At 38.8% G+C, this 23897-nt stretch carries 20 protein-coding genes, 1 pseudogene and 1 other annotated feature; of the genes and pseudogenes, 18 read left to right on the top strand and 3 right to left on the bottom strand.

What is annotated here, in order from left to right:
- Window positions 1–70 precede the first annotated feature (70 nt).
- On the top strand, window positions 71–835 hold the full coding sequence (locus ACH0AK_RS10225; protein ID WP_226076913.1) for a MerR family transcriptional regulator: 765 nt from the start codon (window positions 71–73) through the stop codon (window positions 833–835).
- Window positions 836–880: 45 nt separating this feature from the next.
- Window positions 881–1112: a binding site (T-box leader), on the top strand.
- 83 nt (window positions 1113–1195) lie between these two features.
- Window positions 1196–2326 carry a 5-methyltetrahydropteroyltriglutamate--homocysteine S-methyltransferase gene (locus ACH0AK_RS10220; RefSeq protein WP_194179807.1) on the top strand — a complete coding sequence of 377 codons (1131 nt, stop codon included), beginning with the start codon at window positions 1196–1198 and terminating at the stop codon, window positions 2324–2326.
- A gap of 426 nt (window positions 2327–2752) precedes the next feature.
- On the opposite strand, the gene ACH0AK_RS10215 is transcribed toward ACH0AK_RS10220, so the two are convergent.
- A complete protein-coding gene (locus tag ACH0AK_RS10215; RefSeq protein WP_023519788.1) occupies window positions 2753–3781 on the bottom strand; it encodes a LacI family DNA-binding transcriptional regulator in 1029 nt (342 codons plus the stop codon).
- 114 nt (window positions 3782–3895) lie between these two features.
- On the opposite strand from ACH0AK_RS10215, the gene ACH0AK_RS10210 reads away from it, so the two are divergent.
- The 3 genes from ACH0AK_RS10210 to ACH0AK_RS10200 are packed head-to-tail and all read left to right on the top strand — an operon-like array spanning window position 3896 to window position 8925.
- Window positions 3896–6130: an alpha-galactosidase gene (locus ACH0AK_RS10210; protein ID WP_010735278.1), complete on the top strand. Its 2235-nt coding sequence runs from the start codon at window positions 3896–3898 to the stop codon at window positions 6128–6130.
- Window positions 6114–7991 carry a glycoside hydrolase family 2 TIM barrel-domain containing protein gene (locus tag ACH0AK_RS10205; RefSeq protein WP_224434820.1) on the top strand — a complete coding sequence of 626 codons (1878 nt, stop codon included), beginning with the start codon at window positions 6114–6116 and terminating at the stop codon, window positions 7989–7991. The genes ACH0AK_RS10210 and ACH0AK_RS10205 overlap by 17 nt, the downstream gene beginning before the upstream one ends.
- Window positions 7972–8925, top strand: a complete 954-nt coding sequence (locus ACH0AK_RS10200; RefSeq protein WP_010735280.1) for a beta-galactosidase small subunit — start codon at window positions 7972–7974, stop codon at window positions 8923–8925. Before ACH0AK_RS10205 ends, ACH0AK_RS10200 begins: the two co-directional genes overlap by 20 nt.
- 145 nt (window positions 8926–9070) lie before the next feature.
- Here the strand turns inward: ACH0AK_RS10200 and ACH0AK_RS10195 are convergent, their stop codons facing one another.
- Window positions 9071–10798, bottom strand: a complete 1728-nt coding sequence (locus tag ACH0AK_RS10195; protein ID WP_023519785.1) for a cache domain-containing sensor histidine kinase — start codon at window positions 10796–10798, stop codon at window positions 9071–9073.
- Window positions 10795–12294: a response regulator transcription factor gene (locus tag ACH0AK_RS10190; protein ID WP_169058828.1), complete on the bottom strand. Its 1500-nt coding sequence runs from the start codon at window positions 12292–12294 to the stop codon at window positions 10795–10797. Before ACH0AK_RS10190 ends, ACH0AK_RS10195 begins: the two co-directional genes overlap by 4 nt.
- Window positions 12295–12519: 225 nt before the next feature.
- Here ACH0AK_RS10190 and ACH0AK_RS10185 point away from each other — a divergent pair, with 225 nt between their 5' ends.
- The 13 genes and pseudogenes from ACH0AK_RS10185 (at window position 12520) to ACH0AK_RS10125 (ending at window position 23704) form a co-directional block, all read left to right on the top strand.
- A complete protein-coding gene (locus ACH0AK_RS10185; RefSeq protein WP_010735283.1) occupies window positions 12520–13809 on the top strand; it encodes an ABC transporter substrate-binding protein in 1290 nt (429 codons plus the stop codon).
- Window positions 13810–14164: 355 nt separating this feature from the next.
- A complete protein-coding gene (locus ACH0AK_RS10180; RefSeq protein ID WP_010735284.1) occupies window positions 14165–15034 on the top strand; it encodes a carbohydrate ABC transporter permease in 870 nt (289 codons plus the stop codon).
- Between the two features lie 68 nt (window positions 15035–15102).
- A pseudogene (locus tag ACH0AK_RS10175) lies at window positions 15103–15909 on the top strand (carbohydrate ABC transporter permease); the annotation flags it as partial.
- Between the two features lie 358 nt (window positions 15910–16267).
- The gene (locus ACH0AK_RS10170) at window positions 16268–16951 is read left to right on the top strand and encodes a DUF1538 domain-containing protein (protein WP_010735286.1); all 684 of its coding nucleotides are present in this window, start codon (window positions 16268–16270) and stop codon (window positions 16949–16951) included.
- A complete protein-coding gene (locus ACH0AK_RS10165) occupies window positions 16948–17721 on the top strand; it encodes a DUF1538 domain-containing protein (protein ID WP_010735287.1) in 774 nt (257 codons plus the stop codon). The genes ACH0AK_RS10170 and ACH0AK_RS10165 overlap by 4 nt, the downstream gene beginning before the upstream one ends.
- Window positions 17718–18092, top strand: coding sequence for a P-II family nitrogen regulator (locus tag ACH0AK_RS10160; protein WP_010735288.1), 375 nt, complete (start codon window positions 17718–17720; stop codon window positions 18090–18092). Before ACH0AK_RS10165 ends, ACH0AK_RS10160 begins: the two co-directional genes overlap by 4 nt.
- Window positions 18093–19137: 1045 nt before the next feature.
- Window positions 19138–19302, top strand: a complete 165-nt coding sequence (locus ACH0AK_RS10155) for a hypothetical protein (RefSeq protein WP_010735289.1) — start codon at window positions 19138–19140, stop codon at window positions 19300–19302.
- A gap of 10 nt (window positions 19303–19312) precedes the next feature.
- Window positions 19313–19600, top strand: a complete 288-nt coding sequence (locus ACH0AK_RS10150; RefSeq protein WP_010735290.1) for a hypothetical protein — start codon at window positions 19313–19315, stop codon at window positions 19598–19600.
- A gap of 211 nt (window positions 19601–19811) precedes the next feature.
- Window positions 19812–20483: an LCP family glycopolymer transferase gene (locus ACH0AK_RS10145; RefSeq protein WP_010735291.1), complete on the top strand. Its 672-nt coding sequence runs from the start codon at window positions 19812–19814 to the stop codon at window positions 20481–20483.
- A gap of 66 nt (window positions 20484–20549) precedes the next feature.
- Window positions 20550–20972: a hypothetical protein gene (locus ACH0AK_RS10140; protein ID WP_226076911.1), complete on the top strand. Its 423-nt coding sequence runs from the start codon at window positions 20550–20552 to the stop codon at window positions 20970–20972.
- A 54-nt stretch (window positions 20973–21026) separates the two neighbouring features.
- The gene (locus ACH0AK_RS10135; RefSeq protein ID WP_175401363.1) at window positions 21027–21647 is read left to right on the top strand and encodes an HAD-IA family hydrolase; all 621 of its coding nucleotides are present in this window, start codon (window positions 21027–21029) and stop codon (window positions 21645–21647) included.
- A 52-nt stretch (window positions 21648–21699) separates the two neighbouring features.
- Window positions 21700–22104, top strand: coding sequence for a DUF1149 family protein (locus tag ACH0AK_RS10130; protein WP_019724590.1), 405 nt, complete (start codon window positions 21700–21702; stop codon window positions 22102–22104).
- A 208-nt stretch (window positions 22105–22312) separates the two neighbouring features.
- On the top strand, window positions 22313–23704 hold the full coding sequence (locus tag ACH0AK_RS10125; protein ID WP_019724480.1) for an L-cystine transporter: 1392 nt from the start codon (window positions 22313–22315) through the stop codon (window positions 23702–23704).
- The last annotated feature ends 193 nt before the right edge of the window (window positions 23705–23897 follow it).

Genomic DNA, 23897 nt, shown 5'->3' with positions numbered 1-23897 from the left:
CGCATTCTACACCTTAAAGTTACTTGAAGGTCAAGAAGAAAAAGCATAAACTATCATTGAGGTGAAAGGTATGAAACGATTGTATTCGATTGGGGAAGTATCGGAGTTATTGGATATCCCTCGATCAACCATTCGGTATTGGGATGCAGAAGGGTTGATCCATGCAGCAAGAGAAGAGGAAAACGGGTATCGGTTGTTTGATATCGATGCTATTTTTCAAGTATATGACATCAATTTTTATCGAAAACTCGATATTCCCATGAAGCAAATGAAAAATCTATATAGTAAATCGTTAAATGAGATGTACGACATTTTAGCTGAAACGGAACAGCGTTTGGATCATGAGAAAAAAATCTTAGAACAAAAACATAAAGAAGTATTATCAAGAAAAAAACAGTTGAAAGAAATGATCGATAGTGAACCAGATAAATTTCCTGAAGAAGAAATTCCCTTTCAAAAAATCGTCGTGGCAGCATCTGATGACCTCTTATATTCAAAGGAATATCTAAAAAATTATTCAAGTTTCGTGATTTATTTTCCAGAAAATAATCAGAATAGTATTTATGGGTTCTGTACGGACGAGCACACGAAAGAACTCCCAGGTTCACAGACGATCTGGCAGAATGATCCTGCGAAAAAGTACGTGCGATTTCTACTAAAAGTCGAAGTGAACAACACAAAAAATAATAATCTATCTGAAGTAAAAGACAGGTTGCAAAAGCAAGGCTATCGATTAGGACAAACGATTGGTCAATACTTGTTGACCCATACGACAAAGGAAAATATTTCCTTTGAATATTACCGAGCTTGGATCGAAGTGAATGAGGGAAAGTAGGATTAGTTGACATTCGGAAGTAAACATGGGATAGTAATTGACAATATCAAAGCGTAGAAGAGAAGAGTAACTAACGGTCAACGGTAAAAAGAGACTCCGGTGGGTGAAAAAGGAGACCAGAAACCTTAGTGAAGATGAACTTGGAGCTTGTTTTACTAGTAAATGAGTAAAACCGGACTGCGACCGTTAACTCGCCGGATATCTGATGGTATTGTTGAGGCATTATTTGTGAGGATAATGCAAATAAGGGTGGTAACACGACGCATTCGTCCCTTTTGTCAAGACTTGGCAAAAGGGATGAGTGTTTTTTTGTTTTCATCAGGTCTTTATCTACTACGCAATCTAAGGAGGAATTTTTTTATGACTACTCGTTCAACATCCCCATTTCGTTATGACATCGTTGGGAGCTTTTTGCGCCCAGAAAAGTTAAAAAAAGCACGAAAAGCATATAACGAATCGCTTATTTCTGCTACTGATTTGAAAGAGATAGAAGATGAAACCATTATCGAACTGATCAAAAAACAAGAAGCTGCTGGCTTACATGCGGTGACAGATGGTGAGTTTCGTCGGAGTTGGTGGCATTTGGACTTTTTCTTTGGTTTACAAGGTATCGAGTTTTTTGTACCTGAGCGTGGTTATCAGTTTCACGGAGAAGAGACACGTCCAGGAACGGTGATTGTAACAGAAAAAATCACAGGAGAGAGCCATCCTTTTGTGGACCATTTTCGGTTTACCCGTAACTATACGACCGAGGGCATCGAAGTAAAGCAAACCATTCCAGCTCCAGCTCAACTGTTAGTGGAGTTGTTACGTCCAGACATTTTGCCTCATGTTCGTGCCATCTATCCGACAAACGAAGAACTTTTTCAAGATATCGTAACAGCTTATCGGCAAGTGATCGCAGATTTATATGAAGCAGGCGCCAGAACGATCCAATTGGATGATTGTACGTGGGGCGTATTAGTAGCACCTTTACCAGAAGGATTTTTAGCAGAGAGTGATAAAGAGGAAAGCAAGATTCGCAAAGAGTTGGCGCAGACCTATTTACAAATCAATAATGCGGTTCTTGGAAATCAACCACAAGATTTGATTTTGAATACCCATGTCTGTCGAGGGAATTACCACTCCACCTGGGCAGCAGCTGGCGGGTATGATGCTGTAGCTGAGCCATTATTTACGGAAGAAAATGTTCATGCCTATTATTTAGAATATGATAACGATCGTTCAGGCGGTTTTGAACCACTTGCGAAAGTTAGTGAAGAAAAACTCGTAGTATTAGGACTGATAACCTCAAAATCCGGCGAACTTGAAGATCGTCAAACAATCATTGAGCGAATTTATGAAGCTACTCGTTACATCCCTTTAGATCGATTATGTTTAAGCCCACAATGCGGGTTCGCCTCCACCGAAGAAGGGAATATCTTGACAGAAGAAGCGCAATGGCAGAAAATTGCGTTGATCAAGAGTATTGCAGAAGAGGTCTGGAATTAAGTAAACGCCGATAAACCAAGTATTCAGAAAAACCGTTAAGAACAACCCAGTTGTTTTTAGTGTTTTTTTTTTTGCTGAAAAAAATCAATTATTGGAGCTGATATTCAACACTAAGCTAAAAAATCGAAAAATATGAGAAGCTATTTTCCGATTTCCTATCTTACTGCTCAGGTCAAAGCGCTCATTTCACGACCTTCGATAAACGGTGTTCGAAAGCCAACTCCTACGACATTAAGTCGAAAATTGAAAAAATATGAGAAGCTATTTTCCCAATTTCCGCCTTACTGCTCGGAGCTGACCGGCTTTCTCACGATCTCTGATAAACGGTGTTCAAGGCGCAACACTTCGGACATAACCCAAAAAAATAAAAAATGAAAGAGCCATTTTCTATTTTTTTATCTTATGCCTCAGTGCTGAACGCGCCTTTCACGACCTCTTTGGCACAAAGCTTTCTCTTACCACTAATCGGGTGGGGTAGGTCAAAATAATGGGTTCGTCGCGGATTTGGTCGATTCTTTCGACGGCTAAGCGTACGGCGGCTTTACCGATGGAATTGGCATTGATTTGGACGGTGGTCAAGCCAGGAGTTAGTTTACTGGCTGCTTCAATGTTGTCGAAGCTGGCGATCATGATGTCTTTACCGATGGCCAAATGGTGTTTTTTCATTGTGCGATAGACGCCGATTGCCATTGGATCGCTTCCTACAAGGAGTGCGGTTGGTAGTGGATCAGAGCTTTGGATCAGCTCTTCAGCTAATCGTTCACCGTCTTCTTCGGTCCAATTTCCCAGATAGTGCGTACTGTAATCTTGTAACTGGTGATCGGACATGAAATGCAAATAGGCACGGATGCGTTTTTCATCTGGATTGATCGTCTTGCCTCCTCGTTCATCCATATCGACTTGGTAGCCACCGATATAGGCGATCCGTTGATGCCCACTCTCTAGAAACAACTCTAAAACAGCTTTGGTCATTCGCTCCAAATCTCCATAAACCATATCGACTTCTTGTTGGATATCAGGATTATCAACAACGATCAAATGCTGATTTTGTGTCAATAGATCAGTGATCGACTGCTTCGTCACTGTTCCAACTACGATGATCGCTCCTAGTTGATCTAAGTCTTTCCATTCCTTGGGATTGTCAGAGAGATTGTAGATGCGATTCATGCCAATATGCAGGCGGTTTGCTTCTTCTTCTAATCCCATGCGTAATTCTTTGTAATAGACATCTTGTGCTTCACTTGCCTTACTGATCGTCGAGATCACACCGATCGATGGCATTCGTTTTTTGATATATTTTCGTTTATTGATATCATAGTTCAATTTTTCTGCAACTTCAAAAATCCGTTTCTTTGTTTCTGGTGCGACATGGATTGTCTTATCTTGATTCAATATGCGTGAAACAGTTGCAGGAGAGACATTCGCTTTTCGAGCGACATCACGAATCCCTACCATAAAATCACTCCTTTAAGAAATATAAAAAAAAGTTATTGACAAATATGTTTAGTAAACAGTATACAGGAGTTAGTTAAAAAGTAAACGGTTTCTAAAAATTTGTGAGGTGAAGAAATGAAAAGACAATCGTTGATTGCATTCGATTCGGATACAAATGTTTTTCATTTGTCGAATCCATTGATTTCTTATGTGATGAAAATTGAAGAATCTGGTGTGTTGACCCATGTTCATTTTGGTAAAAAAGTGAGTAACTATACTAATAACAAAAAATACCCAAGAAGAGATCGTGGTTTTTCAGGAAATGTTCCTTTGCATGATGAGCGGGCATTTTCAAAAGATACGCTGCCACAAGAATTTTCGGGACACGGAAGTATGGATTATCGCATTCCAGCCACGATCATCACACGTGAGAATGGCTCTAGCTTGCTTGATTTAAGATATGAAACGTATCAGATCATCCAAGGTAAACCAAAGCTTACAGGATTACCACAAACCTATGTATTGGATGAACAAGAGGCACAAACGTTATGTGTTACATTGAAAGATCGCGATTTACCAATTTATGTAGATCTATTTTATACGATCTATGAAAAACGAGGAGCCATCGTTCGATCTGCTAAGTATCGTAATCAAACGGAACAAATGATCTGGTTAGATAAAGCAGCTTCTTTTCAATTAGATATGACGAATTCGGGCAGATTTACTGAAGTGATCGCCTTACCTGGAGCCCACGCTAGAGAGCGTTTGATTTCAAGACAACGGATCACTGAGGGGGTGAAATCATTTGAAAGTCGACGAGGAAGCAGCAGTCACCAAATGAACAATTTTATCGCTTTGACACATACCCATACAACGGAAGTTCTTGGAGAAGCCATCGGTCTACAGTTTATCTATTCTGGCAATCATGCGTTCGAGATCGAAAAAGATCAAATCGATCAACTAAGAATCGTTGGTGGCATCAATGCGTATCAGTTCCAATGGCAACTTTCAACCGATGAAGCGTTTCAAACGCCAGAAATGATCCTTTCTTATTCAGACGAAGGATTAAATGGCATGAGCCACATACATCATGAGCTGTTGCGAGAACGTGTGGCACGTGGGAAGTATCAGTACGAACCACGTCCAATCTTGGTCAATAATTGGGAAGCGACTTATTTTGACTTTACTAGCAAAAAAATCGAAGCACTGATCGATGAAGCAGCAGCGTTAGGTATGGAAATGTTCGTCTTAGATGACGGCTGGTTTGGGAAAAGAGATGCAGATACTTCTTCTTTAGGAGACTGGTTTGAATATGAAGGGAAATTGGCGAATGGATTGAAGGGAATTGCAGAGTATGCTCATGAAAGAGGCCTCAAATTTGGGCTATGGGTGGAGCCTGAAATGATTTCGATCGATTCTGAATTGTATCGTCAGGCGTCTGATTATTTGATGCAAGAACCAGCACGCACGCCTGCAGCATCTCGGTCGCAATTTGTTTTGGATTTTACACGAAAAGAAGTGCGAGATTCGATCAGTCAGCAATTACGAAAGATTTTGGATAAGGTACCGATCGATTATGTGAAATGGGATATGAATCGCTCCTTATCAGATGTTTACTCTGCTTACGTGGAGAATCAAGGAGAGGTCTATCACCGGTATGTTTTAGGATTATATAACCTTTTAGAAGAGTTGATCACAGCTTACCCAGATATCTTATGGGAAGGATGCTCAGGTGGGGGTGGCCGTTTTGACGCAGGAATTCTTTACTATATGCCACAATCCTGGACAAGTGACAATACCGATGCAATGGAACGGATCGATATCCAATATGGCACGAGTCTCGGCTATCCCATCTCATCCATGGGTGCCCATGTCTCTGCATCGCCTAACCATCAAAGTGGACGTGTGACAGATTTAAAGACACGCGGGGATGTAGCGATGAGCGGGGTATTTGGTTATGAACTAGATTTGACCGCATTAGACGAACAAGAAAAGAAAATCATCAAAGAACAGATCAGCACGTATAAAGAAATTCGTCAAACAATCCAACAAGGAAAATTTGACCGCTTAGAAAATCCCTTTGAACAAAACATTGCGGCGTGGCAATTTGTTTCTCCAAATAAAAAGGAGATCGTGGTCTTTATGGCACGACGATTAACTTCTGGACAACCGCCTTTTCATGAGATCCGCTTGGTTGGTTTGGAGGAAGGGATGTATCGTGAACGTAAAAGTTCATTGATTTATTCAGGCTCGGAGTTAATGACGATGGGGTTTTATCTCCCTGATTTTCACGGAGATTTTCAAACAGAAATTTTTCACTTTGAGAAAATAGTTACAGGAGAGGAAGAAGAACATGCAAGCATCAATTGATTGGTTAGATGATCCACAAGTTTTTCGTGTGAATCAGCGAAAGGCACACAGTGATCATACGGTCTACGGTTCAAAAGAAGAAATAAGAAGTCAAAGTTCCCGACTACAGTCGCTAAATGGTGAATGGCGCTTTTATTTTTCTGAAAATGCAGAAAAGCGCCCCAAAGAGTTTTTTGAACAAGATTTTGATGATCGTTCATTCGACACGATCCATGTGCCTGGCCACATTGAACTAAGTGATTTTGATAAGATCCATTACATCAACACGATGTATCCTTGGGAAGGTCATGAGTTTCGTCGTCCCGCTTATACAACTGCTTCAGAAAAGGAAATGGCAGGGATGTTCTCTCAAGCTGAAGAAAATCCAGTAGGGTCCTATGTCACGACTTTCCAATTAGCAGAGGGATTGAAGGGAAAAGATGTCACGATTCGTTTTGAAGGTGTCGAACAAGCCATGTATGTGTGGTTGAATGGTCATTTCGTCGGTTATGCAGAAGATTCATTTACACCGTCCGAATTTGATTTGTCCCCTTATCTTGAAGAAGAGAATCGTTTGGCAGTCGAAGTCCACAAACGTAGCACAGCTGCCTTTTTAGAAGACCAAGATTTTTTCCGTTTCTTTGGGATTTTTCGAAATGTCGTCTTAGTTGCTCGTGGCAAGAATCATTTAGAAGACTTGTGGTTACGTCCTCAATTAGATGACACGTATCAAAAAGGAAAATTGGATGTGTCCTTATCTTTTGAAAATCTTACAGCTGAAAGCGACTTACAGGTACGGGTCCTTGATTTAGACAGACAAACGATCTATGAAGAAAAGCAAGCGATAGGCGAAACAGTGCAGCTCAGTATTGATTTAGGTGAAGTGGTATTATGGGATCATTTTGCGCCGAATCTCTATACGTTTGAAATTGAAACCAGGGACCGTGACGGAGTGACTGAATATGTCGAGTATCCATTCGGGTTTCGCAAGATCGAGTTAAAAGATAAAGTGATGTATCTGAATGGAAAACGCTTGATCATCAATGGAGTCAATCGTCATGAGTGGAGTGAAAAAACAGGACGTGCGATCACCTTAGATGACATGGAAAAGGATTTGGCAGTGATTAAAAATGCCAACATCAATGGCGTCCGGACCTCACATTATCCCAACCAGATTCCTTGGTATTTCCTCTGCGATCGAGCAGGTATCCACGTGATGGCAGAAACCAATCTAGAATCACATGGGTCATGGCAAAAAATGGGTGCTTTTGAGCCATCCTATAATGTACCAAGAGGCATTTCGCAATGGCGAGAAGTGGTGCTAGATCGAGCAAAAACCCATTTTGAAACGTTCAAGAACCATACAAGTATCTTGTTCTGGTCCTTAGGCAATGAGTCCTATGTAGGGGAGAATATTCGGTTGATGAATGAATACTTCAAGAAGGTTGATCCAGACCGTTTTGTTCACTATGAGGGGAATTATGTTGATCCCACATTTGAAGCTTCTGTTTCGGATATGAAAAGTAGTATGTACGCAACACCTGCGGCGGTCGCTGATTATCTAGAGAATCAGGCAGATAAACCATATATCTTGTGCGAGTACATGCACGATATGGGAAATTCTTTAGGTGGATTAGGTTCTTATATGGCATTATTAGATGAATACGAGATGTATCAAGGCGGATATATTTGGGATTTTAAAGATCAAGCACTTGAGGTACTTGATCCAGTGACCAATCGAAAAGTCATGCGTTACGGCGGGGATTTTGATGATCGTCCAAGTGATTATGAGTTTTCCGGAAACGGCATCGTTTTTGCAAATGGACAAGAAAAACCAGCATTACAGGAGGTAAGATACTATTATGGCAAATACAGATCCTAAATTGAGAATCATTTATGGCGACTGCACTTTAGGAATCAAAACAGAAGAAAAACATTATATTTTCTCTTACACCAGAGGTGGTTTGGAATCACTTAAAAAGAATGGAAAAGAATGGCTTTATCGTGAAACGCAACCGACTTTTTGGCGAGCATTGACAGATAATGATCGAGGAAATGGCTTTGGGTATCGCTCTAGTATGTGGCTTGGCGCAGGGTTGTATCTAAAAGTGGAAGCAATCCATGTTGCAATAAACGACCAAGCCATCGAACTGCCGATCGCACCAGTCAACAATCGTTATAGTAACCAAGAGTATGCAAATACAGTCGAGATCACTTTCACATTGGCAGTCAACACAACCCCACAAACGACCGTCGATATGACGTATCGTGTCAACGAACAAGGGGATCTACACGTGAACATGTACTATCATGGCAAGGAAGGATTACCCGAGCTGCCAGTATTAGGATTTCGCATGATCATGCCAACAAAAGCCACTCATTTCGATTATGAAGGCCTGTCAGGTGAAACTTATCCGGATCGTAAAGCTGGTGGCGCACCAGGGGTCTATCATGTGGAGGGCTTGCCAATCCCACCTTATTTAGTGCCACAAGATTGTGGCGTCCATATGGATACCAAGTGGTTAGAGATTACGCGCAAGACAACCTTGAATAATGCAGATAAAAGTCAGGAAGAGTTTTCCTTAAGATTTGAACAAAAGGATTCGCCATTTGCTTTTGCGGCATTACCATTCAAAGCAGAAGAATTAGAACAGGCGACACACATGGAGGAACTACCACCGGAACGGCGAACGGTTGTCACGATGTTGGCGAAAGTCCGAGGAGTCGGAGGTATTGATTCATGGGGAGCGGATGTAGAAGAAGCCTATCATATTAGTGGTGAAGAAGACCACGAATTTAGTTTTATCATTAAATAATGTAAATTGGAACATCAAAAATAGGACCCACGAAAGATCCGTAGAATGGATTTTTAGTGGGTTCTATGAGTTGCGGTTGATACTTAAAAGTCATGAAAGAAGTAGTTCGCCTGATTTTATGAAGGGATTGTTTCTGTCTCCACGTTCATTCAGTATTACTCTCTTTTTTTATGATCGGTAACGTAATCGTTACCGATGTACCCACACCAACTACTGAATCAATGTGTAAGCCATAATCTTCACCATAAAGTAATTGGATTCGTTCATGAACATTTTTGCTACCTATACCTGAAAAATAGTCTCTGTTTTTCGTTGGCTGTTCCGTATCAAAGCCATCACCTGTATCCATGACTTCAAACGTCAATTTATTCTCTCGGATCATCCCATACAAAGTGATGTAGCCATTTTTCTTCGTTTGGAACGCATGCAAATAAGCATTTTCGATGATCGGTTGGATAATCATATTGGGCATATATAAAGAATAAAGTTCCTCTGGTACCATGATTTTGGTTGAGATCGTATCACCGTAACGCAGTGTCAAGATCGCAATATAACTTCTCACACTGTTCAGTTCTTCTTCTACAGGGATAATTTCATTTTTATTGCCAATCGTACTGCGCAAAAGGTCGATAAAACTATCGATGCCTGCGACTGCTTTTTCATTTTCTTGTTGCCACACTAAAAATTTGAGGCTAGTTAACGTATTATATATAAAATGAGGCTGGATCTGTGCTTGCATCGCTTGTATCTCTAATGTCCGTTTTTTCTTTTCATTTTGTAAAGATTTCGTATGATTGTCACTGATCGTTGTTAGCAGCTGATTGATCGTAGTAGCGAGTGTTCGGATCTCATATGTTCCTTGGATCGGAACAGTAGCTGCTACTGGTTCTTTGATTTGGTTCAATGAATCTACTAATTGATAGATGGAGCGAGTGTTGCGATTTAAATAGATCGCCACTAAGATACCGCCTAAAATCAGCGTTCCAATATTATAAAGGATGATCGGAATAATGACATTCATTTGATCGGCGATCGAGTGGACATTGACCTCACTGACCAAAGCCGAGTTTTGTCGGTAAAGTGGTAAACGAGTGATCCGCTGATTGGCTTTGGTCAACGTCTCGTGTTCGACTAACTCATCAAATGAATCAAACGTCGTTCCGATCCGGTTCTGAACATTTGAAGCAAAGATTTTTTTCTCATCTGTCACAAAATCGATTTGCGTGGTTTCCGGATCGACCGATTGGCTGAATATTTTTGCCAACTCATCAGAAGTGATGGCTACGACAGCGTAACCATAAGTTTGGTTCAAAGTAGATCTAAGCTTTTTGATAAACAAGACACTTGGTGAATGTTTATCGCGTTTCGTCAGTCCGAACTGAGTAAAGACCATTTGTGTCGCTGTTGGATTCTCATTGACTTTCTGGATCAACTCTAATTGGAAAAAGTCATCAGCAGTGAGATCACTCACCATGTCATTACTAATGAACATCCGACCATTTTCCCCAAAAAGAAAAATATCATCTTTGATGTTTGGAAAGATCGGTGCCAATGAATCATTCATTTTTTGCACCGTACGTAGTTGATTGATTTTCTCCAAAGTCGTTTGTTGGCCTTCTTTGAAATACCCCTCTACAGCAGAGCTTTCAGCCAATAATGTCAAAGTGTTCTCTATATTGTCATTCAATGTTTCAAAATCATGTTGGATCTTTTGTAAGGTCATTCGATTGGATTGATCGAATTGTTGGATGTAGGCATCTCTTGAGCGTTGATAAATAAACAAAGAAATCGTCGCTGCTTGAGTGAATAAAGCAATAAAAAGAATGATCAAAAGTTTGGTCAAAAGCTCGTGTTCTCTTAGCTTTTTAATCATACGGTCAGTATTCCTTTACGATATTGTGAAGGAGTCAATCCAGTTTCTTCTTTGAATACTCGAGAAAAATAACCAAGTTCAGTAAATCCAGTTTGCTGACCAATATCACTTAACGAAAGATTCGATTCTTTCAACAATAGTTTTGCCTGGTTGATACGGACTTTTTTTAAGTACTTCGTAAAATTGATCCCATACTTTTCTGTAAAGATCGTTGATAAATAACTATAAGAAAAATGATATTTTTCGGATAGCGTTTGTAGACTGATGTCTTGATGATAATTCTCTTGGACATACTCATAGATCAACGTCAACACATCTGAGTTGTCTTTTCTGAATGTAGTGGTGACTTCACGTAATAACTTCGTCGTATTATTGACGATCAAAACCAGATCATCCCACCGTTCTGCTTGCGTGATCTGTGCTGGAATTGTGATTTTTAGTGTCATGATTTCTTCTCTTTTTTCATGTTCGTCCGCGATCGCATTGATCAAGGCATAGAGTCGATTGATGATCTCGTGTTTCAGATAGCTTGGTTGCAAACGTTGATCAAGCACCTTACTCATGTAATTGTCCAATTCTTCGATGGCAGACGTAAAATCTTTGTTCATGATCTTGGTCAAATAACTTTTTGTTTGTTGTTCATAAGAAGAGAGTAGGGGAGATAATAGCTTTTCACAAATAACGCAGTGATCTGTCAGATAAAAGTGCTGTCCGCTACTTTTTTGCTTTAATGTAAGGAATTCAGAATAAAAGTTTTCAAAATCCAGAACATCAGATAGAACATAGAGACAAGAATCTGTCTGGTGTTCTTGCTGAAATCGTTCAATCAGCTGATCGAATGCCTTCTTCGAAGCGACATTGATAAAATAACCAATATCATTTGCTGTCGTAGAAAAAGGGAAGACAGAGGCGAGCTGATTTGTATATTGTGGTGCTTCTGCAATCAATTGTTCACTTCGACGCAGTTTTTCCGATTGCTTTTCTTCACAATAGACTAAAAAAAAGTAGTCATGTGGGAATTGTTCGCGTGATATACCTAAATCAAGAGAAGTTCCGGACAAATAAGTGCTGAGTAGCTGACTCATTTTTTCGAGTTCTGTCAAACGTGGTTTCTTTACTTCTGTAGATTGTTCCACCAGACTCTTTAAAGAAGCTAAAAACTCACTAGGATTCAATTTTGGCTTAAGTAAATAATCTGAAACGCCTTCTTTGAATGAATCTTTGACCAATTGAAAGTCATCATAGCTAGATAAAACTAAGATTTTTGCTTCAGGTTGTTCCTTCTTGATCAATCGAGAAAGTTCGATACCATTTAAATCTGGCATCATCAAATCCGTTACGACGATATCAAGAGGCTGATGCTTAATAAATTCGAGCGCTTCTAGTGGTTTTGAAAAGGCCCCTTTGAGATGGAAGTCGTGCGCTGGCCAATCGATCAGGGTACTTAGACCAGAGAGAATGGTCTGTTCATCATCGATCAATACGATATTTTTCAATGTTTTTCCCCCTATTCCTTTGTTACGTAAGTTAAAAATACTGGGAAACGTTTACAAATGCAAGTCTAAAATTTCATTTACTAAATCAAAAGATGACAAAATTGTACTTTTTTCTTATTTTAGGATATTTTTCTTGAGAACGATCATCAACGAAGAAAACGTTTGCAAGTCTGTTATGATAAGCATGTAAGAAAAAAACAAACACTAAAAAGGGTGGGTATAAAAATGAAAATAAAACAAATTTTAGCTAGTGCTTTCGTCCTAACAGCAGCAGTTACACTTTTTGCCGGGTGTGGCAATTCTTCCAGTGATGCTTCGGGAAACGAAGATAAAGTAACGGTCTGGGCATGGGATGAAGCCTTTAATATCAAAGCCGTCAATGAAGCCAAAGAGTTTTACGAAAATGAGGATGTTGACGTAGAAGTAGTAACGATGTCTCAAGATGATATCGTACAAAAACTGAATACGGCATTAGCTAGCGGAAATACCGATGGTTTACCAAATGTTGTGTTGATCGAAGACTACCGTATCCAAGGGTATCTGACCTCTTACCCAGATGCGTTTGCTGATTTGACAGATATTGTGGATGAAAATAACTTTGCCGCATATAAATTTGCAGTCAACAAAGTTGACGATAAAATTTACGGTGTACCTTTTGACTCAGGTGTGACAGCCAATTTCTATCGGACAGATATCTTAGAAGAAGCTGGTTATTCAGAAGAAGATATGAAGAACTTAACATGGGATGATTATTTACAAGTTGCACGAGATGTCAAAGAAAAAACAGGAAAAAAAATCTCTGAAGTCAATCCTTCCGATTTAGGTCGTGTGCGCATGATCATGCAACAAGCCGGAGAATGGTATACCTCGGAAGATGGAGAAACAGTGACGATCGAAAATAATGAATCATTAAAATATGGGTTAGAACTCTTTGCTACCTTGCTTAAAGAAGATCTAGTCGAACAAACATCTGACTGGAATGCTGGGGTTACGGCGGTCCAATCAGGAGCTGTTGCTTCTACACCAACTGGTGCTTGGTATTCTTCAACCATTCAAGGGGCAGAAGATCAATCAGGTAAGTGGAAGATCGCACCGATTCCAGCTCTACCTGCTAACATGCAAAAAGCACAAGCTTCCAACTTGGGTGGTGCCGGCTGGTATGTGATCAAGGGCGTAGCTGGTGAAGAAAATGCGAAAGATTTCTTGGAAAAGACATTCGCAACGAATGAAGAATTGATGGGCAAATTAGCAGAAGAGATCGGTTTAGTATCGACTATGTTGAGCGCGAATGACCAAGAAGCTTATCAACAGCCGTCTGAGTTCTATAGTAATCAAAAAGTATTCGATGACTTTTCAAAATGGACAGCAGAAATCCCTGAAGTGAACTATGGTCATGAAACTTATGCCATTGAATCTGTTGTGGCGGAATCCTTGAGCCGAATCATCAATGGTGAATCAGCAGAAAAAGTTTTGGCAGATACGCAAAAACAAGTCGAAGCTCAATTAGCCAATTAAGTCATATTCAGCGTCAACAGTAAACCTATGATGAATGGAATAACAAAGAAATAAGTGGCGATCTCTTCAAACGGATCAACGAGAGTATTGTTCTTTCGTTTGAAGGTATCGTTTATAGAATAAGCAATTAATTGAAATGTCGATAGGGGACATTCGCACCGTTAGCTATCCCGTATAACTTTAGCAATGGTATTCGAAAAAATAAGAAGTTCCACTCGTTTGCTATTCTCTGTCCGATGGAACTAATCATTGAGGCAGTGGTAAAAAGCTTAGAAGAAAATAACTAGCAATTTTGTCTGACTTTCTGTGAGGCATGTATTTCTTCGACATATGTGTAATGAAAGTGGGGAATAATATGAAACAAAAGGATTTATTTAAAAATGGCAACGCGTTTTTAGTCCTTCCAGTGATCATGATCTCAATTTTAGTTTTTATACCAATGGGGTTAGCGCTGATCACCTCTTTTCAAAGTGGACCTCCGGTAAACATGACATTCAACGGATTAGGAAATTATCAACGAATGTTAGGAGATTCAACTTTCCGTAAAGCATTTTTCAATACCTTTTTATACTTATTAGTACAGGTTCCTGTCATGTTGTTTTTGGCATTGTTTATTTCCAATCTATTGAATGATAAAAAATTGAAGTTCAAAGGATTGTTCAGAACAGCGATCTTCTTGCCATGTATTACCTCAATGGTCAGCTATTCTTTGATCATGAAAAGTTTATTTTCCCAATCAGGTTTAATCAATAACCTTTTAGTTGGAATTGGCTTGATTGATAACCCGATCGGTTGGTTGACTCATCCATTCTGGGCAAAAGTATTGATCATTATTTCCATCACATGGCGTTGGACAGGGTATAATATGATTTTCTTTTTATCTGGTATGCAAAACATCGATCCAGAAATATACGAAGCTGCTGATATTGATGGCGCATCAAGGTGGCAACAGTTCATTAAAATCACGATACCTAACTTGAAACCAATCATTTTGTTTACGTCGATCACTTCAACAATCGGTACCTTGCAATTATTTGATGAGGTACAAAATATCACTGGTGGTGGGCCAGCAAATGCAACAACGACATTGTCACAATATATCTATAATTTGAGTTATAAATTCACTCCGAATTTTGGTTATGCCGCAGCTGTTTCTTTCGTTATCGTACTATTTATTGTCTTGTTATCAGTGATTCAAACTAAAATAGGGAGTGAGAGCAAATGAGAGAAATGACAAGTAGTCAACCCCGGTCAATTACAAAAAAGCAAGTGAGTATCGGACAGTTACTCTTAAGCATTTTTAAATATACCTCTTTAGTCATCGTTTCCTTTATTTCAATTTTCCCGTTTGTTTGGATGATTTTAGGGATGACAAATACAGCAGTCGATATTAGTTCAGGTAAACTGATGATCGGTGAAAATTTAGTGATCAATTTCCAAAATCTCTTTTCGAATGACTTGAATTTTTCACGCTCTCTACTTAATTCTGCAATGATCGCTGTGGTTACAACGATTTTTGCTTTATTGATCTCCTCCATGGCAGGTTATGGCTTTGAGATCTATAAGAGTAAAAGAAAAGAAGTCGTCTTTAATATTTTGTTATTATCGATGATGGTCCCTTTTGCGGCATTGATGATCCCGCTATATCGGATGTTTTCACAATTGAATGGTACGATATTAGGAATCAATAGTTTTCTAGTCGTCATCTTACCTTCAGTAAGTACCGCTTTTTTGATTTTCTTTTTCCGCCAAAACGCGAAATCCTTTCCTAAGGACCTAGTAGAGGCGGCTCGTTTAGACGGTCTTAAAGAATTAAGTATTTTCTTTCGTGTCTATTTACCAACAGCTAAAAATACGTATGCCGCAGCGGCGATCATCACGTTTATGAGTAGTTGGAACAATTACCTCTGGCCTTTAGTGGCATTACAATCTCCAGATAAACGAACAGTTCCATTAGTATTATCAGCCATGGGGGCATCCTATACACCAGACTATGGCATGATCATGAGTGGACTGGTGATTGCGACCTTACCAACTGCACTCGTGTTTTTCGTTTTACAAAAACAATTTGTTCAAGGGATGATTGGTTCTGTCAAATAGACAGAAATAAGCCTGAAATTTCATGTTCAGGCACTATCACTTGAATGATCAAAAATATGAAAAACGTCACCGTTAGATTTACAATATGCGGATAACTTTTGTTATAAAATAAACTTATTTAAAATAAGCGGTAAAAGCCAGAAATAGTTTATCTATTTCTGGCTTTTATTGCTTATAGCATGTATTTTAGCCTTTTTTTGCATAGATATAAAACAATATTCGTCGATTTTTTTTGATGCTCTAGTTAGTTTTTTTGCTGTTTTTTTTTACCGTTTTTACATAAAAATGGTATCGCTTACTGTTTTTCCTCGTAAACTTACTTTTAATCAGGTAAACTAGAAGTAAAGGAGGAGGATACATGAGAAAAAATTTTAAAGAAGTAATCATTGCGATCATGCCCATGACGATATTGATCGTTATCCTGACCTTTGTATTTGCACCATTAGATGTTGAAAGCATGGGAAGATTCATTTTAGGAGCAATCATGATGATGGTTGGTATGAGTCTCTTTTTGTTTGGTGCGGATTATTCGATGATGGAAGTTGGTGATTTAGTTGGTAAATATATGATCAAAAAGAAAAGTCTACCAATCGTTATTAGTTTGGGTTTTCTGATTGGAATCGTGATCACGATTGCCGAACCATCTGTACAAGTATTAGGTCAACAAGTATTTGATATTTCGGATGGAGAGATTGGTCGAGTCTTATTGATCGGTATAGTCAGTGTGGGAACTGGTGTATTTTTAGCTTTTGCCCTACTAAGAGTCGTATTTAAACTGTCGTATTATCGATTGATGGTGATCGGTTATCTTGCGGTACTCATCGCTTCCTTTTTCACAAGTAATGAATTTATGCCAATTGCTTTTGATGCAGGTGGAGTCACAACCGGCCCAGTGACTGTTCCGTTTATTCTAGCCTTGGCTGGTGGAATGACAAGCATGATCCGCCAAGGGAAAAATGAAAATGATAGCTTTGGAATGGTTGGTATTGCCTCACTTGGTCCTATCTTGGCTGTCATGATCTTGGGGGTGATCTTCCAATGAATTTTTTGGTCACTTTTTTTACAGGTATTGGACAAGTCGGATATGAAGTCATCCTTGCGGTGGCACCAATCGTGATCTTATTTGTACTGATGAACTTTCTTTCATTTAAATTAAGAAAAAAACGTTTTTTGGATATCATGAAAGGTTTTTTGATCACAACTATCGGATTAATTCTATTTTTACATGGTGTAAATGTTGCTTATGTACCAGTGGGACAACACCTGGGGAGTGCAATTGCTTCTTTAGCGAATAATCAGATCCTGATTCCTTTAGGGTTTGTTATGGGATTTTTAGTAGGTTTTGCAGAGCCAGCCATCCATGTGATGGTCAAACAAGTCGAAGAATTAAGTGAAGGTCGGATTCATGCAAAAGTAATGTTAGCAGTGATCTCGATTGGGATCGGTTTAGCAGTCGGTCTGTCCATGTGGCGCTTATTAGCTGGTTTTTCTCTTTATTATTTCTTGGTCCCTGGATATGGCTTAGCATTTGTCTTAGGTGCAAAAGTTGACAAGATTTTTCTATCGATGGCTTTTGATAACGGTGGCGTCGCCACAGGACCGATGTGTTCTACCTTTATTTTGTCTATGAGTGTGGCAATCGCCACACAGATCGATGGTCGAGATCCAATTATTGATGGTTTTGGTGTGGTGGCAATGATCGCATTGACACCGATACTATCGACATTAGTCTTAGGGTTCATATATAAACAAAAAGACAAAAAAGATCAGAAAAACAAAGAAAAATTACAACAAATGGAGGAACAACAATGAATGATTTAGTCGCACTAAATCTCGAGATGATCGTCACGATCGTGGATGGTGGTATTGGGGAAGATGTGATCGATTACTCAAAGAAGGCTGGCGCATCTGGGGGCACGATTTTACATGGACGTGGTTCTGGAGTCCATGACACAGGAAAATTCTTAGGGTTGGATATCTCACCGGAAAAGGATATCGTTCTGACATTAGTACCAGATACTTTGACAAATGAAGTGATGGATGCGATCGGAAAAGGTATCAAGATCGATGTTCCGGGCAATGGTATTTGTTTTAGTATTGATATCGATAAAGTGATTGGTATTACGAAAATCCATCAATATCGCGAAGTCGTTGACATGAAAGATTTATTAGAAGATAATTGAAACTCATCCAAATGCAAGTTGCTAAATTTGGAATAGAACTTACCTTGAAATATACTAAAATTTGATAATCTTATTTTGACAATAAGTCGAAAAAAACAAAATAGACCTTGTGCTATTTTAAGTTTTTTACGGCTTTTTCTTTTACCAAAAATCCTTGTCTATTTTGCTGGATCAGTATTTTTTTAGGTTATAACTTAAAATTATGAATAAAGAAAGTTTTGATTAGATAAACTTTAGATGATTTGGGATTGATGATTTCAGAGACAGGTAGAACCTATATCAAGAGTTTGTCCCAGAATTCCCGTCTTCTGTAATTAGTGGTGAAGCTAAATTAAGAGAGCTAATTACTTCAGCGATTAAAGGGGATTTCCCCGAAGATTCAAATCCGAATTATCGTGTATTTTCTGGTATCGATATCACTAAAGCGCTAGAATCACTCAAACCATTTCTAGAATAATTTACTGTAGAGTTTAAAAATGCGCAGGAAGATTTCCAGAAATTTATAGAGAAGGAACTATCAAAAGAAGAGACTCTTGCAACTACGCCTGCGGAAGCTTACTTAATCGAAAGGTTTAGACGAGGTGATGCAGAAAATCAAGAACAAATGTAAAAAAAATTATGAAGCGCTTGTTATCAGTTGAAAAAAAGTGCACAGCTTCTTCAACAAATAGAGGATTTTAATTTTAAAAAATATTTGGCTTGTTTCTACTGATTTATTGCATGATGGGGTGACAAAGAATCACTACTCACAAATTAAAGGATTCATGAGTGCACATGCGTTTGTCATGCGGTTTGCCCCTGAATGTCGAATTATTTTCATGCTTGATAGTTTTTCATGTGAATCCAGCTACTAGACCAAGGATTCAAGTGCAGCCAAGTCCCAAGGATACTCTTATGCACGAAGTGACCCATATTGTCGCATCATCGGACGATTTGATAAGTTATCTAAGGAGTCCGATAGGTTTCAGGGATAGTGGAGAAGATCTTCGAAAGAGATACGAAAAAATTTCTGAAGCTAATTCATGGCGAGGGGGTTAATTCTTTTGTGGAAAATGTAAGTGACATGTTAAAATTGCCGACTGTCACGAAACAAGCTGTCTTGAATGCTGTACTGACTGACAAAATGTTAAAAGCAAACCTTCAAATAACCGATGCTGAGATGCTAATGGCTTGTCTTCGTGATAATTGGATTAGGACGAAACTTTTTTGAGCGCGCACCAATGAAAAGAAGTCTAGCTGACCAACTAGGAAACGGCGACCTATTGTTTGTTCTTGCTGTGATGAAAGTAGTTAATGTGGAGAATTTAATATACGAGCATCCATTGGAAACTACCTTAGAAAACGCGGAAATAACGACAGCAATCAACGTCTCACAGCTTACACAGGCCCCTTCGGGAAATAGCATTTTTTCAACAATTAAAAATATAGGTAAAACAAATAGTAATGATACGAATACAAGGCTTATTAACGAGCAAAAAATCAGAAGGCGCGCCGAAATGAATCTATAAGTTGTCAGACACCTTTAGATTCAGATACTCGGTAACGGTTATCGAATCTCCCATAATATCAAATACATGAATAAAAAAACTAATAGAGCCATGAAAAAGTTTTTTATATGCGCATAAAATTCAAAGAATAAGATTTTATGAAATCTTCAGCATATTTGCACACAAACAGTTGAAAATATGCTATTTTGTAGTAGAAAAAAGGGGGAAAAGAATGAATTTTTTAGTTGTTTTAAAAGATACGATTCTCAAACGGTCGACATTCATCTATACGCAAATCGATGAACAAAAAACAGTCTTGCATTTTTCGCCGGAGTTTCATTTAGAAGGGTTGACGATTGGGGAAATTTATGAACAAGGTGGCATTCAAGCTGCGAAGCAATTTTTTGTTCAAGAACTTCAACTGCCATTGAATGACTATCTTGAAGTATCATTAAATGAGTGGGACAAAGCAATTTCAGAACTTTTCCCTCAAGGAATCAACGTAGAGTCAGGTACCACTGAAGTACATCTATCGGTGAAAGATCTACAACGTCAGATGCGTTACCAGATCGATGAAGAAGGCTCTCTTTCAATCTTTCAGCGGCAGCAAAAGATATTAAAAAGTTTTTTAAAACAAATCAGCCGAAAAAGAAATTTGTTTAAAACAACGCAGTTACTAAAAAAATATCCAGAATTATTACACACATCGATCCAGTTTCCACAATTGCTCTCATTGATCCGTCGTTTTGTACGCTTGAAGGAAATCCAATCTAAGAAGTTAACATTCCCTTTACAAGATACCTTTCGAGTAGTAAAACGTGAAGATGAAAAAAAACTGATCGTGATCGATTTTATGAGGAACCGTCATGTGTTACAACAAATGACGATGGAAAAGGCCAACTAAGGCTTTTTCTTTTTGAATAAAAGAGAAATGGAGAAAAAAATGGGACCTATTTGGATACAACGTATAATGAAAGCTCAACAAAAATATCAACAAGTCATGAAAGGGAGATATGCGCGTCTTGATCCATTGAATCGTTTATTTTTAGTTTTAGGATTATTTTTCTTTGTCGTTAGATATTGGTTGCCTCTCAGTTTAGGCTATCTACTCTTCTTCGTTTTTATCGCTTTGACCATCGCTCGATTTAGTTCAAAGAAAATCTATGTTCGTTCAAACGAAAATCAAGCGTATTTACAAAAAACAGTTGCGATCAAAAGCTGGTTTACGAAAATGAAAAATAAACTGAAACGTCAATCCGAACAACAAGCTAGCACTACCTACACGATTTTTTCATGTCCAACTTGTCAACTCAAGCAAAGGGCGCCGAGAGGCAAGGGTGAGATTCGAGTGACTTGTAAAAAGTGCGGCACGCAATTCACAACAAAGGTATAAGAAAAAATATTAGGCAAAGGTCTAGTGAAATGAGTAAAAAGGAGTAAAAGAATGATTAAAAATTACATTTGGGATTTTGATGGGACATTGTTCGATACGTATCCGGCGATGGTTGAAGGAGTATCTCAAGCATTACAAGATTTTGGTATCGAACGACCAAAAAAGGAAATATATCGCGTGATGAAGCAAGAATCGGTGAGAAAACTACGAGAAAGTTATCAATTAGAAGAAGCCTCCTTCAATCAATTGTTTCATCAATATGAAGAACAATATCAAGAACTCTCAGTACCGTTCAAAGAGACTGAAATGGTTTTACGTCGTTTAAAACAGAAGGGAGCAAAACATTATATTTTAACACATCGTGTAACGGCTTCTACTTGGAAACTTTTAAAAGTCTTTGAGCTAGCAGATTTGATCGAAGAAGTGATTGGTATCGACCAAGGATTTGCCAGAAAACCAGCACCTGATGCAATCAGTCACTTGATCGATCGTTATCATTTAGACCCAGAAAAAACAATGATGGTAGGGGATCGAAGATTAGATATTGAAGCGGGGATCAACGCAAAGATCCACACTTGCCTATATGATATCGATCATTTCTTAGGGGAGATTCCTGCCGACCATATTGTGGCGAATCTAGCGGATATTTTAGCAATCGAAAAGAATGCAGAATAAGTATCCCCTTTCAACTTTAGTTATGCTATAATTTAAACAGAGGAGTGATAAAATGGAAATTAGAAGACAAAAAGAAGTAGTAGAAGCTTTTCATTATGATTTTTTAAAACCTGATCAAGAGGTACAAACTGACTTAAAAGTAGGTTTTTCACCACTAAAAGAGACAATTGAAAACTATCCGAAAGAACATAGCATCGTTGGTGCCCGTTTAGAATTTCGTTTAGTATTTGATACATATGTGTTATCTGGAAGCGTTAGTCAAATCAACCACATCTTGAATCGCAAAGTCCAAGATCAAAATGATGTGACGCAAGAAGAGGTCGATGAATTAGTGGCCCCACTTTTTGAAATGGTCAAACGTCTGGCCTATGAAGTAACAGAGATCGCCTTGGATGCGCCAGGTGTGAAATTGAACTTCCAATCAGAAAAAGAAGAAAAAGCCAAAGAAGAAAATTAAGAAAAAACACCAGTGATAGTTATTAGCTATCACTGGTGTTTTTTTCTATTACTAATTGTAAGCAAAAGTAAGGAAAAATTTCGGAAAATAGTCTAGAATGAATAAGTCACTGAAAAAAATATTTTCAGGAGAAGAGCTGAAGAGTTCTTCTCGGGAACCTTTACTTCCTTAGATGGACTTGTCATTACAAATTAAGAGGAGGATGAAAATGACAACACTCATCACAGTTTTAGTGGTTCTAGTTTTTGCGGCATTATTATATGTGTTTTATCGTATGCAAAAGCGCCATGCAAAATTTTCAACGCGGGTTTACACTGCGCTAGCTGCCGGTATCGTATTCGGGGGCGCGTTGCAACTGATTTTTGGAGTAGAAAACGAGGTTATTACGCAATCCATGGATTGGATCAGTATCGTTGGGAACGGCTACGTTAGTTTCTTACAAATGTTGATCATGCCTTTAGTCTTTGTTTCAATCGTTGCGGCTTTTACAAAAATGAAAGTATCAGAAAAATTAGGTAAAATCAGTGCAACGGTGCTGACCACTTTATTAGCAACAACGGCTATTTCCGCATTGATCGGGATCGGTGTGACGATCGCATTTGGTCTTCAAGGTGCTGAATTTACGCAAGGAGCGGCCGAAACTGCTCGTATTTCTGAGTTAGCGACACGACAAGAAACAGTGGAAGGATTAAGTATCCCACAACAAATCTTGTCATTTATTCCTAAAAATATTTTTGCAGACCTTGCCGGAACTCGTGCAACAAGTACGATTGCTGTCGTGATCTTTGCGGCATTTGTTGGGGTTGCTTACTTAGGAATCAAACGAAAAGCACCAAAAGAAGCATCATTCTTTGCTGATATGATCGATAGCTTATACCGTATCGTGATGCGTATCGTGACGTTAGTCTTGCGTTTGACACCTTATGGCGTGTTCGCATTGATGACGAACGTGATGGCAACAAGTGATTTTGATGCCATTTTGAACTTAGGTAAATTTGTGTTAGCGTCTTATCTTGCATTGTTTGCAGTGATGATCGTTCATTTCTTGATTTTGATCGGTGTGAAAGTCAGCCCGATCGACTACTTGAAAAAAACATTTCCAGTACTAAGTTTTGCATTTACTTCACGTTCAAGTGCGGGTGCTTTGCCATTGAATATCGAAACACAAACAAAAGCACTTGGTGTGGATGAAGCCACAGCAAACTTTGCTGCCAGCTTTGGTCTGTCGATCGGTCAAAATGGCTGTGCGGGTGTTTACCCAGCCATGCTAGCGACAATCGTTGCACCAGCAGCTGGAATGGATGTCTTTAGCATTCAATTCATCTTGCTACTAGTAGCCATCGTAACAATCAGCTCATTCGGAGTAGCAGGTGTCGGTGGTGGGGCAACCTTTGCCTCATTGATCGTATTAGGTTCAATGAACTTACCAGTAGCGATCGTTGGTTTAGTTATCTCAGTTGAACCATTGATCGATATGGCTCGTACAGCTGTCAACGTAAGTGGCAGTATGGTAGCAGGTATTGTTACAAGTGCACGTATCAATGACCTTGATCGAGATGTGATCAAAGATGAAGCAAAAGTCGTTGACGTGAATGCGTGATCGAAAAAACGAAAAGTGAGAGCAGATTGCTCTCGCTTTTTTTATACTAAAATATATTCCGAAAAGTGTAAACATGAAATAATTGATTCAAAAATCTATAAAAAAATAAGGTAACGAGACCTATCTAATACAATTCTCATCCAACGAAAGGTTATGTATTGTTATAATGAATATGTAAGCGTTCTATACAGCC

The organism is Enterococcus pernyi (genome assembly GCF_045371165.1).
Lineage (GTDB): Bacteria > Bacillota > Bacilli > Lactobacillales > Enterococcaceae > Enterococcus_B > Enterococcus_B pernyi.
The sequence above is the reverse complement of the archived record's forward strand: the minus strand, read 5'-3'. Positions and strand labels throughout refer to the sequence as shown.